Raw genomic sequence first — 14088 nt, forward strand, 5'->3', positions numbered from 1 at the left:
CAGCGTACTCGTCATCGGGAGCTGACCGGCGCCACCGAACGATCACAGAACACCGCCATCAAGCGAGCAACTCCACACGCAGCTACTCGTCGACGTCGACGAGCCTGCCGGAAACGATCGTTTATGGCACGGTGCGAACGCGGCAGCTGTACCCACGATCGAGATCACTCCTCGCTGGGAGAGGAGCGCACCTTGTCGAACTTAAGGCTTGTGCGAGTCTTATTAGTGCGCTAACGTCAACGACACGGCGCAATTAGGAGGCGTGATGAGCATCAACTTGCAAGCGGGAGCGATTCCCGAGGGACTCGGAGTGATCAAACCTCTGGAGCTGCCTGCGACGAAGTACCGGCAGGGAACTCGGCAGATGTACAACGTCGTCATCACCGTTGGACAGCTGTCTCAGCTCATCGTGAAGCGCCCCGACCCCAACGTTCCGATCGAGGGAAATCGGAAGGTTGACGGGCGCCGCGCGCTTGCTTTCGGGCGCTACGTGCAGAACAAGGACACCTGGGTCGCTCCGGCGATCATCGTCCGGGCGCCATCCGGTGACGTTACGTTCAACCCCGCTCATGAGTTTGGCGACGGCACGGCCTGGGGGACTCTCTCGATCCCGATTCAGCAGCTGACCGATATTCAGATTCTCGACGGGCAGCACCGTACCCTCGGGTTCTTCACCGCCATAGACGAGATGAACTCTCGGATCACCAAGACCAGAGAGACGGAGCTGGCCGCGGAGCGCAACCAAGACGACGCAACGAAAGCCATGTATACGAAGCAGCTCGCGGAACTACGCCGGAAACGGGACCGCGTCATGGCTGAGCACATCTCGATCGACCTCGCCGTCGTGAGCTCGAAGGAGTCCACCGAGATGTTCGTCGACATCAACAACAACTCCAAGGGCGTCAATCCGGACTACACCTCTTACCTCGACCGCCGCGACGTCGTCAACCGGGTCTCTGCGGATCTCATGGAGAAGCACCCTCTGCTCGTCGGACGGGTCGAGATCGGGCAGGGTGCACGTATGTCCGCCACGAACCCCAACCTCCTAGGGGCAAAGGGCGTCGCTGACATCGTCCGCGCCGTGCACGTCGGAGCTTCCGGACGGATCGGCGCCCGCATCGACGACGAGATGCGCAGCGATGAGACCAAAGCCATCCGACGCGTGGAACGGTTCCTGGACGTCATGGTCGATTCCTTCCCAGACCTGCAGGCAGTGCGGGACGGCGCCCTCACACCGATCGAGCTGCGAAACATGTCCATGCTCGGCTCGCTGACGATGTGGCGCATCCTCGCGTCGGTCTACCGCGACCTGACAACCGCCAGCGACAAGAACCCTGAACCGTTCTCCCGCATTGAAGTGCAAACCTTCTTCGAGTCCCTCGGCTCCGAGATGAAGGCCATTCCCGTTACCGACCCGGAATCGTTCTGGATGCAGACCGGAGCCTTCAAAGTCGGCGGCAGCGCTCCCCAAGCCATGCAAGGTGCCCTCATCCAGCTGTCCAACGCCCTGGTCGCTCGTGCCCGCGACGACCGTGCGGTCGACCACGAAGCACCCGAAGACTAACCATGACCATTCAACTTGAGAGTCGAGTCGCCGACTTGACCCGTCGTGCTCGCCGCCTGCGGTGCCCGACGCACAAAAAGGGTTCGCCCCCTGCCCGGTTGGGGACAGAGGGCGCGACATCACTTTCGCAGGGTGACGAAGTCGCAATCTACCCCACGCGGGCGCAGAAGGAGGTGGAAAACATGGCCAAGGCAACTAACCGCGTCACGAGCAAGAGCGTGGCATCGAAGGCGTCCAAGCTCCTCAGCGACGGACGCACGTCCGCCCGCACGAAGAGCGTCGCCGCCAGCGCCCTCTCGCAGAAGAAGCGCTGACCGACCCCAGCTGGCCTGGCACCAATCTGCCGGGCCAGCTGTCGCTTCTCGAGCACCTAGGCGGCTCGCGTTAGACCCCCATCGGCTTGGTCGTCTGGCATCGGTGCGCGGGAAACCGCTACGAGTCGACGAGCGCCGTTCGCTCGTTGAGGAACTTGATGAACCGCTGGACGACTTGACCTGCGTGCTCTGGCACGTAGAGCTCACGGATCGCCCGATGGGGGTCGTTGCCCGCCGCCGAGGAAAGCGCTGCTGCCGCGTACGTGGCTTCGGCCCCCGTGCCCGCCGCGCTCAGTGTGTGAACCTCGAACTCGACTCGGGGTGCGCCCAAGTGACCCTCTAGCAGGAACTCCATGACGTTGGCTTCGTAGAGCGGCTGGTAGAGACGGTCGGATCGAAGGCTTGTCTTCAACGCAATAGCCAGAATAATCTCACCTGGCTCTACCTTGCCCGCAAGGAGACGGTGCGCTCTCTCAAGGGTCTGCTGGCTGGTCAGAGAGATATCACTGAGGTCGGTCGCCCAGATCGGGTTATCGCTCTCCGAAGCAGGGAGAATTACGATTGCGACGTCGGGAGTAGAAGTTGGCATGGCTAGCCCGTGAGCCCGAAGTTGCTCCCGGTACTCTCTGATGCTCGCCTGCGCCTCCGGGGTCAGGAGCTTCACCCAGTCATAGCGGCGCGGCAGGTTCAAGACCGCGACTTGACGGCGCGGAGACGGTGCAACTTTAGGTCCCGCGTATCTGGGCGTAGTGCGCCAGGGCTCACCTCGCATGACCCTGTTCCATGCGGCTGCCGTCTCCCACAGCACCGCTGACGTGACCACCTCGTAGACATCCCCGGTTACCTTGGAGACAGCGTTGTCCTTGATTTCGTAGTCAGGGCCATAGAACAGCTTCCCCTCGCCGTGTGCGTTCGAGATTGCCTGCAGGGCGACACTCCGGAACGACATCGAGTTGAGACCGGGCGCAGTCCACCCCGGGACGCCTGAGTCGAAGGTGTATGCAAGCATGTTCTGCTGCGCCAGCCGAAACTTAGTGTCACGACCGCGCACGGGCGCATTTCGAAGGTCGAGTACTAGACGCTCGTTGGGGGCAAGAGCTTCGCTCGCTACGCTGCTGAACCTGAACGGCACTACCGCTTCTCCTCTGCTTCCTTCACAAGGGCGCTCAGCTCAACTCCGAGGGCGGTTGCAAGTCGGACCTGAGTTTCCAAGGTCGGGTTCTTGCGGCCGTTCTCCAGCGCGCTGATGTACGTGCGAGTAACCGCGCAACGCTGAGCCACCTCCCCCTGCGTCAGACCGAGGGTCTCGCGGCGCCCACGCACGATGAGCCCAAAGCTCGCGGGCGTCGCAGGATGGGTCACGTCATGACCGTAGGTGGGCAGGCACTGCGGGGATCGGAGCCACGACGGGGTGTATCTCATAGGCGACACGCGCCGGTTAATCCCCGGAACGTCCGTCGTCATTGATACCGTCGCAAGCATGCTCGAGGAACCCACTGACGTTAGCGCTCAGAAGCCGACCGCCGTCTCTCTCTTCTCGGGGTGTGGCGGGTTCTGTGAAGGCGTCCGCACGGCGGGATTTGAGGTGAAGGCGGCGGTTGAGATTGACCGGTTCGCTGCCGAGACCTACCGTGCGAACTTCCCCGAGACTCCCCTCTACGAGGGCGACGCGACCAACTTCCTGAATGACGAGTCGAAAGTCTGGGCGGAGGACTCGGCGCGCTTCGCGGGCATCCAACCGGGAACGATCGACCTTCTCTTCGGCGGCCCGCCTTGCCAGGGATTCAGCCAGATCGGCCCACGGATGCTGGACGACCCGCGGAACAAGCTTTACATGGAGTTCATACGGGTCTTGAAGTACCTCCGTCCGGCCACGTTCCTCATGGAGAACGTGCCCAACATGCTGTTGATCGGCAAGGGAACGTTCAAGAAGCAGGTGCTCGATGCGCTCGCTGAAGCGGGGTATAGCAACTGTGCGGTGAGGATCGTTGTCTCGTCGGACTACGGCGTCGCGCAGACCCGACGTCGCGCGATCTTCTTCGGCGTTCGCGATGACCTGACGATCGATGGCGCTGTCGGTGCGTTCTTTGAGAACGCTCTGGCGGGAGAGGAGCGCGCGACTCCTACCGTTTGGGATGCGATTCGTGACCTGCCCGAGGCGACTGCGATCCACTATGAGTCGCTGCCGTACCCACGGACGAAGGTTCGCAGCGCCTTGCTCGATGACCTCCGTCTTGACCGGGACGGCGCGAACTTCCCTCGTGAGACCAAGTTGGTCCAGTCGGGCGAGAAGAGGGCGCGTCTGCACAACCACCACACGAAAGAGATCAAGGACAGACGCAAGGCTCTCATCGCGCTCTTGAAGCCAGGTGCGAAGGGAGACAGTCTTCCTAAGGAAGTGTGGAACGGCCTCCGCCCCGAGAAGTGGCGACGCCTTCCGATTGACAAGCCCGCGTACACGATTCTTGCGCAGATGCATCGCGATCTGTCTGAGTGGGTCCACCCAAAGTATGAGCGTTGGATCACGGTGCGAGAGGCAGCTCGACTTCAGTCCTTCCACGATGGCTTCGTTTTTCACTCGAGCGAGTGGCAGATGCTCAAGCAGATCGGTAACGCAGTCCCTCCGCTGATGGCGCGTGCGCTGGCCGCGGTGGCAAAGAAGGCTATCGACGAGACCCGATCCTCGGCGTCGACGCCGATCATTCCGCTCGACTCCTACCGTCACGCTCCGACTGGCACGGGCGCAGAGCAGCAGGTTGCTGCCGCGCAGTAGCTACGACTGCGGCACCGCGACGGCCACTCGACACGAGAGAAACAACCATTCACCGCTGAACCAAACCGGCCCGATGGACGGGAACGACGGCCTGGATCCGATCGCGCAGCTCGAACTTCGCCAGCACTCGTCCCACCTGAGTCTTTTCAGCGGACTCGCTCAGCGCCAACTGCTTCGCGATCTCGGGGTTCGGCAGACCCTGCCCAATCGCGCCAAGCACCTCGAGCTCGCGCGAGGACAGCAGCCTGATCACGGCACCAGCGGCCCCAGCGTGTTGCCTCACCGGCAACCTCCGCCGGCCATTCACCCACCGAAAACGCCCGCCGGAACCGGATTTCGATCCACGTTTCCGGCGGGCGTTTCATCGCGCGTCGAGCGATGACGCCGGAAACGATCGTTTCAAGCTTGAAGTGGGTCCCGCAGGACGGTGGTGTCTGGTTCTCGCACGATCTGGAGACCGTAGGAACTGTTCGCGGACTCCATGAGCGCTTCGATCCAGTCACGGTTGATCGTGGCGGGCCGGCTTCCGGCGAACGAGAGCGTCAGGGGCATGCTCGCGTCGATCCACAGCGAGCGGATCCCTCCCCCGTGTGGGAGGTGGAGGACGAAGGACTCGTTGCGCCGCAGCTTGTTCATGATGACGAGCCGCAGGTGTGCGAGCGCCCGCTCCTCGACCTCAAACGAATCGGCGCCGCCGTATATCAACCGTCCCACCCCGCGAGCCTACCCGCCGCCGCAGCACGGATACCGGCCGCGGTGCGCACGTCGATTTGGCTCCGTTCCCATGGGTGCCACCCGAAGCAAGCTGTTGCTCTGACTTGCCGAGCAAGACAGGGTGAGACCCGAACAGGTGCGACTGATTGAGGTTCTTTGTTCCACCCTGTGGGACGGCTGATGATCGGTGACGCACCCAGTTGGGAAGTTCGGATGGGTCGGTTCAGCTATGGCAACGGGCTGTCGAAGGTGGAGATCGAGGATCGCGGCCTTTCTCACCTGCAGCATGTGATGGGGAGCAAGCTCCGCCGCGGTGAGGGGTTCTTCTTCACCTGGGCTGACGACATCTCCATCGGATCTGGGCGGCGGACAGTATGGATTCACCCGACGGCCGATCTGAAGTTCAAGTACCACGGCTCCCGAACACCCTCGCTCAATCGTGAGTGGCTCGAAGCGCTGATGCAGGTCGCTAACTCCCCGTCGGGCCTCCGCCTAATCCCGGAGCCCGCGGAGGGTTCCCCCGGGGGCTCGAGAAACAGACGTCCTCACCGGGTGACATCCCTTAGCCGGGCACCCCGACAAACCTCAAACAGCGGGGGTGGTCGTCACTGGGTTGACGAGGCCCATGCGGCGATGAAGGCGGCAGATTTTGTCTGCAGGAAGGTGCACAGCGCCGACACCATCGCCAGCTCGGTTGCCAGCTCGAGGCAACGACCGGCGTCGAGCTTGACCTCGTTCTCTCGCGCTTCGAACGTCACCGCCCACCGTGTGGAACCGACCGGTTCCGGCTGCAGGTAGGTGACCGTGCCGGCGTTCAGGAGATCGAATCCGATCAGCCCCGTGTCGACGCCTCCCTCACCCTCCTGGGGCATGACACGTAGCCGGTCGCTGATTGAGTAACCGAACTCTGCGAACTCGACGAGCCACGATTCCAACGTCTCCTGCGTGCGAAACGGCACGTGTCCTCCAACTAAACCGCCCGGCACCATTTCCGCGCTGATAGCGATCATTATCACTCGCAACGACAACAGCGCAGATCACCTGAGCCAGCGACCCCGGCGATCCCCGGTTGCCGCGGTGGCCCCAGCTGACAGCGGGGCTAGGCCGCTTGATGGGCCTCGATCAAGGCCTGGTCGATGGTGATGCCGGCGGTGGAGCTCGCCTCGGCTGCGAGCTTGTGCAGCAGCTCCGGGTCGAGAGGGTCAAGGTCCCGGCGGTCAAAGGTGAATCGCAGCGGCATGGCCGGGTGGATCCACAACGTGGTGCGGCCATTCGGGTCGTCGTCGGAGTGCTGCCAACTGAGGGTGAAGCTCTCGTTGCGTCGCAGCTTGGTTCCGATCACTGCTTGCAGGTGGGCCAGCAGGGTGTCGGGGAACTCGACCGGGTCAGGCGTATTGCTGTAGAACATCGAACCCATGCGTTGGTCTCACCCTTCGATCAGCTGCTAGCCGGCTCCGGAACCAACCGTAGCCCGGACGCACTATTGGCGGCCTCGTTCAGAACGGTAAGCCACTGGCGATTGAGGGCCTGAGCAGGTGGTGCAGTGAAGCTGAAGTACAGCGAGGACGCCCGGGAAATCCACACGCTCCCGTGCTGCCCTTTCGCGCCCTCGGTCCCGTCGTCCCCGTGGGTGTCGGGCTCGCTCCCCCACGTGAACATGAAGCTCTCGTCGCGTCTGAGCTTGGTGACGATCACCATCCGCAGGTGCTGCAACGCCCAGTCGTCGATGTTGATGGCGGGGGCAACGCCGTAGATCAGGTGGCCCATGTTCGTGCCTTCCACGAGTGCGGCCCGGGATACACGTCGGGACCAGGGAGAACGCTGGCACGTAACCGTGCGAACAGCTGAGCAAAATGTACCTCCACCAGGCGGTGTTGCCGGACAAGGCCGAGGAGGAGAAGGATGCGCCGCGCTTCCCGCGCTGCGCAACCCACCTTGCGCGCAGTCGTAACGGACACACAATTGGTCGGTGCGTCGAATCGTGTACGGAATGGGTGTCGTCCTGACAACCGATGACGTCGCTCGCGCACTGCTACGACTCAACGCTAACGCCGCAAACCTCGCCCACACCGAGCCCGTCACCATCCCCATCGCAACCGACGGCCACACAGAAGCCACCGCGGACCTCATCATCGGCCCCGGCATCTCAATGATGTCCGAACCCGCTCCCTGGCACGGGACCGAGCCGGACTTCTCCACCGCCGCAACGCTCCTACGGATGAACCCGCACTACCCCTACCAACCACCGACCGGGCAAGCAACGCCCACCACTCAACTCGAGTACGACGACTGGGACCCCGACCTCGACGGCTACTAAGCCCGACGCTCGCGCTCTCGTAGCCCCTGGTCGCTTCTCATGCCATGACGCTGGGTCACGGCGCGCGCGGAACGTGTAATGATGCTCCGTTGCCTGCATTCGCGGCGACTGAGCACAACCAGAGGAACCCCCCGATGCCCTTCCACAGCAAGGAAACACTCGAACACTGGGTGGCGGAATTCATCGACGCGCGCAACGCGGGCGACGCGATCAAGGTCGCAGTCCAAGACGGCTCCGACGGCTCTGACACCGGCCTGGTCGTCGTCCCCCTTGAGAACGCCCCCTACTCCGTCTGGATCGAACCGCAGGAATCCGGCGACGACCTCAGCTGGCTCGTGATTATCGAGGGAACCGACGGCACCCTGGAACTGACGAGCTTCGACCTGAACGCGCTCACCCACGAGCTTCAAGTGGCCGCGGAACTGTGCGCGTTCTTGCAAGAGAAGTCCCTCGGCAACTTCGAAACCGCCGATGAACCGGACTCAGACTCAGACTCGCAATCAGCGTCGGAATCGTCCGCTGCCGAGTGATGTCCCGATAGCCCTCGGGCCACCCCGCCTCGTACGCTGGTTGCGCCGGCGCGTGGCGCTCCCCCTTTCCCTCCGGAGGCGCCATGGTCCCGCCGCCGGTTGTCCGCTGCGTGGTCACCCCACCGGCACAGCGGACACCCCTGCCCCGGCCGCATACCAGATAGAACGAATGTTCGAACGTGGTTACCCTGGTTCCGAGAGGGGCAGGTGTGGCCGTGGGGACGAACAAGCGATACGCGGCCGCGGTCGACCGGCGGATGGATCAAAAGATCCTGGAACGCATCGCGAGGGACGCCGGCCCCCTGCAGTCGCTCTCACGTGAAGAGATCGGCCTGGACACCGAGCCGGTGACGATCGACCCGAAACCGAAGCCCGTCCGAGCGTGGGTGCGGTTCGGCGCGACCCCGGTGTGGGTCGACGGGCAGGCGTGCCGTTGGACGGCGGACGCCGTGGCGATCAGGTTCCTCGTAGGCGAGACGGAACACCGCGTCTGGGTCTGGGCCTCGGCAGTGACACCCGTCACCGCGGCGCCGCGCTGAGGGGTCAGTGCTCGCACGCGGACCACAGGCCCGCTCCCGCAGCTGCAGCCGCGTCCTGAGCGGCTTTGTGGGCGTCCTGGCCACCGTAGGGCTCGTCGTAGGTGTACTCGTAGCCCATGCCGGCGGCGATGGCTTCCTCCGCGATGCTGCGGTCGTCGACGATGACGTGGCGCAGCAGCCGCCCGTACCGGTCGGCGTCATCTTGGGTGGGGTCGGGGTAGAGCTCGACGGTGCGGCCGTATAGGGCATCGTTGACGTACTCGCGGGCCTCCTGGGCGTAGCACTCGTCAGCGGCGCCGTCGCGGCCGATTTCGGGGGTGCCTATCCCGATGATCCGCACCCGCTCGGTTCCGCCGGCTGCCCGGATCTCGATGGTGTCGCCGTCGATGACGGCGGAGACCTCCGCGGCGTGCCCCATCACGACGTCGCCGGTTGACGGCACGGGCTCGGCCGCGGGGGTGCATCCGGTGAGCGCGAGCACGAGGACCAGGGCGGCGATGATGCGTTTCCGGGGGGTGTTCGGCATCGTCTCATCCCGCCCTCAGCTGGCGAGTTGCTGCACTCGCTGGTAGCTCACGCCGATGACGGCCGCTGCGGCTTCGAGGGGGTAACCCTGTTCCCGGAGCGCGTGCGCGGCCTCTCGGCGCAGCTGCGCCCCGCGCGCCCGGGCAGCGTTGCCCTCTTCCTCGGCTTTGTCGCTGGCGCGCACGAGTTCCACGATCTCATCGGGTGCCGCGACGGTGACCTCGACGGCCACCTGGTCGGGCTCGACGTCGAGCCACACGGATGCCAGATCGTTTGCGGCGCGGCGGATGCCGCGGAAGGTCGTTGCCGAGCCGGTCGCGACGATCGTCGCCCCGCTGGGTGTGCTCGATGTGAGTTCCGTGTTTTCTGTGGGTCGTGAGCGCCGGGGCTGCTGGGAGTTCGGAAGGGCTGGGTATCCCCGCGTTTCCCAGGGTTCGCGTCTCGTGGCCGTCACCGCATGCAGGGTCGCTCTGGCGGGCTCGGGGCGGACGCTGCCGGAGCGGCTGGGTGTCTGCTGACGTCGTTTCCCGTTCCCCTCTCCCCTACTCCCCCGTATTCAGCCAAGAAAGCCGGCCACCTGTGGGACGGGTCAGATATCACGGGCTATCGCTTGCTATCAACTGATAGCTGTGGGTGGTGTTGGTCATCGGCCGATCGATCCCTGGGTGCATGATTGCGGGCGTGAGTAGCGACGATTGGTGGCTGAAAACGCCGCGTGAGGATCTGTATCGGTTGACACCCGACAGCCGGTTTGTCGAGAAGGGCAGGGAGGCTCTTGCTCGGGACGGGTGGCTCCTTGGGGATGAGAGGTACTTCCCGGTCGGTGTAAAGCTGCTGCGGTCGTATTTGGCTGGCCTGGTCAAGCCGAGTGTCGCGGACTTGATGGAGAAGGTGGAGAGGTTTGCCGCGCGGCCGCGGCCAGATTTCCCCGACCCGTCGGACCCTGCGCTGCAGCCGGGTTCCCGGGCGCGGTTGGTCGAGCCAGAACGGCTCTGGGTGGACCCGGCGCGCGTGTTCAACAGCTTCGCGGGGATGGAGTCGTTCCACCGGGATCAGGGCGACTGGTCCCGGAACTTTGATCCGAAGAACTCCACATTTCGGAAGGAACCCGTGCGTGGGCAGGCTGAGTTCGCGGCTCGGATCGCCGCAGAGCGGGGGTCTCCGGCGGGGCTCGTGGAACTGCTGGGGCCTTCCGGGCGCCAGCCGTTGCTGTACCTGCAGGGCTGGCAGACGCCGCTGGGCGCGGTGTTTCGGGTGCACATGAACGGGAACCATCGCTTGGGCGCTTTTGCGGTGCTGGGAGTGCCTTGCGTGCTGGCCGAGGTGACCTGGATGCACGGCCCGTTCGACACGTCGTCGGGAACGAACGAGGTTGAGGACGAGCTTCGCGCCTCGTACCGGACGGTGCTGCACGTTTTCGGCATTGCCTCCTACTCAGACCCTGCAGCCTTGGGTACCAACCACACGGGTGTCGTCAGCGAATGGCCGATCCTGATCGATACACCGGAGCGGGGCGTGGCGTCGCTGGCCGCTATGGAGGCCGTCGCGGGACGGCAGGCCGAAACAGTTGGGCGGCTCGGTCGTGCGGTGTTTGACGACCCGGAGAACCTGGAACGCCTGGGGGAACAGGTGAGGGCTGCGTTGGACGAGATCGCGGCCGGCGGCGGGCAGCCTGTTCCGCCGCAGCGTAGTAGATGGCTCGATCGGCTTCGCGGTCGCTGACCAGCCACGCCCGCCCCACAGAGAGACAGGGGCCGACACCACACGGGCCGGCCCCTTCACGTGATAGCAGCAGATATCAAGTGATAGCGGGTGCTAGCGCTCGTTCATCTGCGCGAGTCCGAGGCGCAGCGCCTCGATGATGACTGTTTGGACGGTGTATCGCTCGCGGCGGTGGTAGTCGTAGATCTCGTCTCGTACGTCCTCGTACCCTTCCCAGCGGACGAGGGTGCTCTTCGGGCCGTCTCCCCCGCTGGGCTCGGCGGCGGGGGTCGGCTTCGTCGCCTTCTTGGCCGGCGCGGGGGCCGGCGCGGTGGCCTCTGGTTCGGGGCGTGCCTCGGCTGCAGCGCCGAACGCGGCGATGGCGTCTTGGTCTGTGGCGGGTGCGTTCTTCTTGTTGCGGACGATCGCCATTACGCCATCACCTCCTGAACGAGCTTGCGGAGCTCGCTCTTCGCTGCGCCCTGTGACGCGCTCTTGGAGGGCATTTCGAGGACGCCGCGGCCGTCTGCGACGGAGTCGCGGAAGATCTTGCGGTAGGCGATGACGGATTCAAGGGCGGTGAGTTCGGGGAACTCGCGCACGTACTCGCTGACGTCCTCGGTCTCGGTCTCGCCGTTGTAGGTGGGTACCTGGCTGAACAGGGCGCGTGCGACCAGCTTGGGGTTGAAGTTCTTCGCGGCGGTGATGACGTCGGAGAATTCCTCGAGCGTTTCGGCGTCGAACTGGCTGGCGCGGAGGACGACGATCAGCTGATCGGCGATCGTCATCGCGGTGCGCATTTCTTCGTTGTCGTCGCCGGCGACGTCGACCAGGACGTGATCGAAGTTCTCGGAGAGGTCTCCGATCGCGGCGTGCAGGTTGCCGCGCTTCTCGACGAGGGTCATGCGGGGCTCGTGGCCGGCCTCGATCCGGCGGGCGTGCCACTTCGCCAACGTCCGCTGCTTGTCAGCGTCGATGAAGAGCACTCGTGCGCCCTCGGCTGCCAGCGCGACGCCGAGGTTCAGCGCCACGGTGCTTTTGCCGGGACCGCCTTTGGTGCCTCCGAACAGAATGATCATCAGTCCTCCTTTGCTATCAGGTGATATCCAACGCTAGCGGGTGCTATCAGTTGATATCAAGTGCTATCGGCTGTGACGGGTGATCGCGTCTGTGAGCCCGCCTGGCGAAGGCGCTTGTTTCCCGGAGCGCAGCGGAGGGAAAGAAGCGGCAACCCTCGATGACGGAGCGAGGGTTCACGGTCCTGCCGACGTGCTCTCAGCGTGGGTGCGGGGCGAGTTGTCCCCAATTCCACAGCGAAACGGTCACTGATTACAGGTAACACCTACAGGAAGAAGCATTACTGGCAGACCCGACTTCGCCCTACTCCCGACAGGGATCGCGGGGGTGTGGGCGTCACCAAAGTACCGTGCAAGGCGTCACAGAAGTACCGTGGACAGATCTGCGCGTCACCAAAGTACCGTGCGTTTTGCCGCGTGATTCCGCGGTTCTTCGGCCGAGCGTCACCAAAGTACCGCGCGTCACCAAAGTACCGTGGAGAACTTCTCGTGACCCGAGTTCTGCACAGCCTGCCGGCTACGGCGGGTGCGTCCCGGGGGAGCGGGACGCTCGTGTAGTGTGCGAACCAATGTGTGGCCCTGAAATGGCGCCAGCCCCGAGCGCGGGAACGCTCAGGGCTGACTTCCCGGGCCCGTCAGAAGAGCCAAATCGATGAAGACTGCACCTACTTCTGAGAGGGGCTGGGCGATGTCCAGTGTAGAGAAGAAGACCACCCGCCAGGCGGCTTCGCCGCTGCTGCCCACGATCCCCTCGGATCGTCTCGCGCAAGCCGACTACGCCCTCGCAATCGGCGAGGACGAGGCGAATGACGCCGGCTATCTCGGGTTCACCGGTCGCGTGTTCACGCAGACCTGCCTGCCCTATCGCGACCCGATGGTCGCCGACCCGCATCTGCGGGCCTGGGAGCGCCGCAACGGCTCGATGAACCTCGCTGTGGAGCCCGCCCGCGTCGTGGACCCGGAGACGGGCGTAGCGGCGTACAAGATGCCCTTCGGCAAGTACCCGCGCCTGATCCTGCCGTGGCTCACAACCCAGATCGTCCGCCGGCAGAGCGACCGTGAAGCGGACGGCCGGCTGCAACTCGAATTCTCGGCATCGCTGCCGAAGTTCTTGCAAGACCTCGGGCAAGCCTGGGGTGGCCGGCAGGGCAAGCTGGTGATGGATCAGGTGCCGCGACTGTTTGGCGCGCGGATCTCGGTCACGGAGACGGCCCAGGCTGGCGGCGGCCGCGGCGTGCGGACGAGCGAATACACGATCGCCCGCGGGTACCAGCTGTGGTGGGACGCGGCGGGGGACATGGCCGCTGATGGGCTGTGGGGCAACTCGGTGGTGCTGTCGGCCGAGTTCGTCCAAGACATTCTCGACACCCCGATTCCCGTCGACCTCCGCTCGGTCGCGCTGATGTCCAAGCACGGCCCGATGGCGATGGATATCCTCGCCTGGCTGAACTACCGGCTCCCAAGTGCCAAGCGCCCGAGCCTCATTACCTGGGCGCAGCTGCACGCGCAGTTCGGCGCGCAGTATGCGCAGGTGCGGCAGTTCAAGGCGGCGTTCGTCGCAAAGCTGCCGGCGGTGCACTCTGTGTACCGGGATGCCCGCTTCGACGTCGAGGACGAAGGGCTGCGGATCTTCCCGTCTCCGCCGGCTGTGCAGCGAGCCCCACTCAAAGCGTGATAGCACGAGATAGCGCCCGATATCGGTCGATATCGGGCGCTATCTCTTTCACGCTAAGCAGCCGCTCGTCACGTAGTCCGAATGAATGAAACCGGGGGACCGGGGCCGTGCGCGGGCGTCGCCCAAGCGGACGCCGACGGAGCGGCGCAGTGCCTTTTACGGCGTTGCACTCCGCTCCGGGCTCCGTTCAGGCGTCGCGATTCCGCTGGAATCGCTCGGCGTCGACAACCCTGCCGTGTCGGACAAGCCGCCACGCCTGGAACGTCGACGCGACCTGCACTGCACCCTCCACTGCGTGCAAGGCGGCAGATATCAGCCGATGGCGAGCCATCGACTGACGTCGAAAGCAGAGAAAGGGTG

Annotated in this window: 19 protein-coding genes and 1 pseudogene; 9 read left to right on the forward strand and 11 right to left on the reverse strand. The window is 64.4% G+C overall.

Translation table 11 applies throughout. From position 1 onward, the window contains the following. Positions 1 to 265 precede the first annotated feature (265 nt). Both ACPYN5_RS15460 and ACPYN5_RS15465 read left to right on the forward strand, forming a co-directional pair. On the forward strand, positions 266 to 1564 hold the full coding sequence (locus ACPYN5_RS15460) for a DNA sulfur modification protein DndB (RefSeq protein ID WP_424449832.1): 1299 nt from the start codon (positions 266 to 268) through the stop codon (positions 1562 to 1564). 182 nt (positions 1565 to 1746) lie between these two features. Further along, positions 1747 to 1878 (forward strand): hypothetical protein, encoded by a 132-nt coding sequence (locus ACPYN5_RS15465; RefSeq protein ID WP_424449833.1) that lies wholly within the window; start codon positions 1747 to 1749, stop codon positions 1876 to 1878. 118 nt (positions 1879 to 1996) lie between these two features. On the opposite strand, the gene ACPYN5_RS15470 is transcribed toward ACPYN5_RS15465, so the two are convergent. Then, a complete protein-coding gene (locus tag ACPYN5_RS15470) occupies positions 1997 to 3010 on the reverse strand; it encodes a Cfr10I/Bse634I family restriction endonuclease (protein WP_424449834.1) in 1014 nt (337 codons plus the stop codon). Further along, positions 3010 to 3360 (reverse strand): helix-turn-helix domain-containing protein, encoded by a 351-nt coding sequence (locus ACPYN5_RS15475; protein WP_424449835.1) that lies wholly within the window; start codon positions 3358 to 3360, stop codon positions 3010 to 3012. The genes ACPYN5_RS15470 and ACPYN5_RS15475 overlap by 1 nt, the downstream gene beginning before the upstream one ends. Between ACPYN5_RS15475 and ACPYN5_RS15480 the strand changes: the two genes are divergently transcribed. Beyond that, positions 3359 to 4651, forward strand: a complete 1293-nt coding sequence (locus ACPYN5_RS15480) for a DNA cytosine methyltransferase (RefSeq protein WP_424449836.1) — start codon at positions 3359 to 3361, stop codon at positions 4649 to 4651. The genes ACPYN5_RS15475 and ACPYN5_RS15480 overlap by 2 nt on opposite strands. Positions 4652 to 4700: 49 nt before the next feature. Here ACPYN5_RS15480 and ACPYN5_RS15485 read toward each other — a convergent pair whose 3' ends face one another. Continuing rightward, positions 4701 to 4904 (reverse strand): response regulator transcription factor, encoded by a 204-nt coding sequence (locus tag ACPYN5_RS15485; protein WP_424449837.1) that lies wholly within the window; start codon positions 4902 to 4904, stop codon positions 4701 to 4703. A gap of 146 nt (positions 4905 to 5050) precedes the next feature. Then, a complete protein-coding gene (locus ACPYN5_RS15490) occupies positions 5051 to 5365 on the reverse strand; it encodes a DUF7882 family protein (protein ID WP_424449838.1) in 315 nt (104 codons plus the stop codon). A gap of 213 nt (positions 5366 to 5578) precedes the next feature. Between ACPYN5_RS15490 and ACPYN5_RS15980 the strand changes: the two are divergent. Then, a pseudogene (locus ACPYN5_RS15980) lies at positions 5579 to 5857 on the forward strand (DUF7882 family protein); the annotation flags it as partial. Positions 5858 to 5970: 113 nt separating this feature from the next. Here ACPYN5_RS15980 and ACPYN5_RS15495 read toward each other — a convergent pair. The 3 genes from ACPYN5_RS15495 to ACPYN5_RS15505 form a co-directional block, all read right to left on the reverse strand. Next, positions 5971 to 6375 (reverse strand): hypothetical protein, encoded by a 405-nt coding sequence (locus tag ACPYN5_RS15495; protein ID WP_424449839.1) that lies wholly within the window; start codon positions 6373 to 6375, stop codon positions 5971 to 5973. An 89-nt stretch (positions 6376 to 6464) separates the two neighbouring features. Further along, positions 6465 to 6782 carry a DUF7882 family protein gene (locus ACPYN5_RS15500; protein ID WP_424449840.1) on the reverse strand — a complete coding sequence of 106 codons (318 nt, stop codon included), beginning with the start codon at positions 6780 to 6782 and terminating at the stop codon, positions 6465 to 6467. A gap of 20 nt (positions 6783 to 6802) precedes the next feature. Continuing rightward, positions 6803 to 7132 carry a DUF7882 family protein gene (locus ACPYN5_RS15505; RefSeq protein WP_424449841.1) on the reverse strand — a complete coding sequence of 110 codons (330 nt, stop codon included), beginning with the start codon at positions 7130 to 7132 and terminating at the stop codon, positions 6803 to 6805. A 202-nt stretch (positions 7133 to 7334) separates the two neighbouring features. Between ACPYN5_RS15505 and ACPYN5_RS15510 the strand changes: the two genes are divergently transcribed. The 3 genes from ACPYN5_RS15510 to ACPYN5_RS15520 all read left to right on the forward strand — a co-directional run bounded on the left by ACPYN5_RS15510 (position 7335) and on the right by ACPYN5_RS15520 (position 8751). Beyond that, complete coding sequence (locus ACPYN5_RS15510; RefSeq protein WP_424449842.1) at positions 7335 to 7682, forward strand: hypothetical protein; 348 nt, start codon at positions 7335 to 7337, stop codon at positions 7680 to 7682. A gap of 134 nt (positions 7683 to 7816) precedes the next feature. Then, positions 7817 to 8212, forward strand: a complete 396-nt coding sequence (locus tag ACPYN5_RS15515) for a hypothetical protein (protein ID WP_424449843.1) — start codon at positions 7817 to 7819, stop codon at positions 8210 to 8212. A gap of 215 nt (positions 8213 to 8427) precedes the next feature. Then, positions 8428 to 8751, forward strand: coding sequence for a hypothetical protein (locus ACPYN5_RS15520; RefSeq protein WP_424449844.1), 324 nt, complete (start codon positions 8428 to 8430; stop codon positions 8749 to 8751). A gap of 4 nt (positions 8752 to 8755) precedes the next feature. Here ACPYN5_RS15520 and ACPYN5_RS15525 read toward each other — a convergent pair whose 3' ends face one another. Then, complete coding sequence (locus ACPYN5_RS15525) at positions 8756 to 9277, reverse strand: thermonuclease family protein (RefSeq protein ID WP_424449845.1); 522 nt, start codon at positions 9275 to 9277, stop codon at positions 8756 to 8758. A gap of 15 nt (positions 9278 to 9292) precedes the next feature. Beyond that, positions 9293 to 9535: a hypothetical protein gene (locus ACPYN5_RS15530; RefSeq protein WP_424449846.1), complete on the reverse strand. Its 243-nt coding sequence runs from the start codon at positions 9533 to 9535 to the stop codon at positions 9293 to 9295. Between the two features lie 422 nt (positions 9536 to 9957). Between ACPYN5_RS15530 and ACPYN5_RS15535 the strand changes: the two genes are divergently transcribed. Continuing rightward, positions 9958 to 10998, forward strand: a complete 1041-nt coding sequence (locus ACPYN5_RS15535) for a hypothetical protein (protein ID WP_424449847.1) — start codon at positions 9958 to 9960, stop codon at positions 10996 to 10998. 93 nt (positions 10999 to 11091) lie between these two features. Here ACPYN5_RS15535 and ACPYN5_RS15540 read toward each other — a convergent pair whose 3' ends face one another. Beyond that, positions 11092 to 11409, reverse strand: a complete 318-nt coding sequence (locus tag ACPYN5_RS15540; protein WP_424449848.1) for a hypothetical protein — start codon at positions 11407 to 11409, stop codon at positions 11092 to 11094. Beyond that, positions 11409 to 12056 carry a ParA family protein gene (locus tag ACPYN5_RS15545; RefSeq protein WP_274223096.1) on the reverse strand — a complete coding sequence of 216 codons (648 nt, stop codon included), beginning with the start codon at positions 12054 to 12056 and terminating at the stop codon, positions 11409 to 11411. Before ACPYN5_RS15545 ends, ACPYN5_RS15540 begins: the two co-directional genes overlap by 1 nt. 649 nt (positions 12057 to 12705) lie before the next feature. On the opposite strand from ACPYN5_RS15545, the gene ACPYN5_RS15550 reads away from it, so the two are divergent. After that, positions 12706 to 13728: a replication protein RepA gene (locus tag ACPYN5_RS15550; RefSeq protein ID WP_424449849.1), complete on the forward strand. Its 1023-nt coding sequence runs from the start codon at positions 12706 to 12708 to the stop codon at positions 13726 to 13728. Positions 13729 to 14088: the final 360 nt, after the last annotated feature.

The organism is Microbacterium arborescens, from assembly GCF_049707515.1.
GTDB classification, from domain to species: Bacteria; Actinomycetota; Actinomycetes; order Actinomycetales; family Microbacteriaceae; genus Microbacterium; species Microbacterium arborescens_B.

What these genes read in the sequence shown, in the direction of transcription:
- ACPYN5_RS15495 (WP_424449839.1), bottom strand. Translation starts at nt 6,375, where the DNA reads ATGATCGCTATCAGCGCGGAAATGGTGCCGGGCGGTTTAGTTGGAGGA.
- ACPYN5_RS15465 (WP_424449833.1), top strand. Translation starts at nt 1,747, where the DNA reads ATGGCCAAGGCAACTAACCGCGTCACGAGCAAGAGCGTGGCATCGAAG.
- ACPYN5_RS15515 (WP_424449843.1), top strand. Translation starts at nt 7,817, where the DNA reads ATGCCCTTCCACAGCAAGGAAACACTCGAACACTGGGTGGCGGAATTC.
- ACPYN5_RS15545 (WP_274223096.1), bottom strand. Translation starts at nt 12,056, where the DNA reads ATGATCATTCTGTTCGGAGGCACCAAAGGCGGTCCCGGCAAAAGCACC.
- ACPYN5_RS15550 (WP_424449849.1), top strand. Translation starts at nt 12,706, where the DNA reads ATGAAGACTGCACCTACTTCTGAGAGGGGCTGGGCGATGTCCAGTGTA.
- ACPYN5_RS15525 (WP_424449845.1), bottom strand. Translation starts at nt 9,277, where the DNA reads ATGCCGAACACCCCCCGGAAACGCATCATCGCCGCCCTGGTCCTCGTG.
- ACPYN5_RS15540 (WP_424449848.1), bottom strand. Translation starts at nt 11,409, where the DNA reads ATGGCGATCGTCCGCAACAAGAAGAACGCACCCGCCACAGACCAAGAC.
- ACPYN5_RS15460 (WP_424449832.1), top strand. Translation starts at nt 266, where the DNA reads ATGAGCATCAACTTGCAAGCGGGAGCGATTCCCGAGGGACTCGGAGTG.
- ACPYN5_RS15480 (WP_424449836.1), top strand. Translation starts at nt 3,359, where the DNA reads ATGCTCGAGGAACCCACTGACGTTAGCGCTCAGAAGCCGACCGCCGTC.
- ACPYN5_RS15500 (WP_424449840.1), bottom strand. Translation starts at nt 6,782, where the DNA reads ATGGGTTCGATGTTCTACAGCAATACGCCTGACCCGGTCGAGTTCCCC.
- ACPYN5_RS15475 (WP_424449835.1), bottom strand. Translation starts at nt 3,360, where the DNA reads ATGCTTGCGACGGTATCAATGACGACGGACGTTCCGGGGATTAACCGG.
- ACPYN5_RS15505 (WP_424449841.1), bottom strand. Translation starts at nt 7,132, where the DNA reads ATGGGCCACCTGATCTACGGCGTTGCCCCCGCCATCAACATCGACGAC.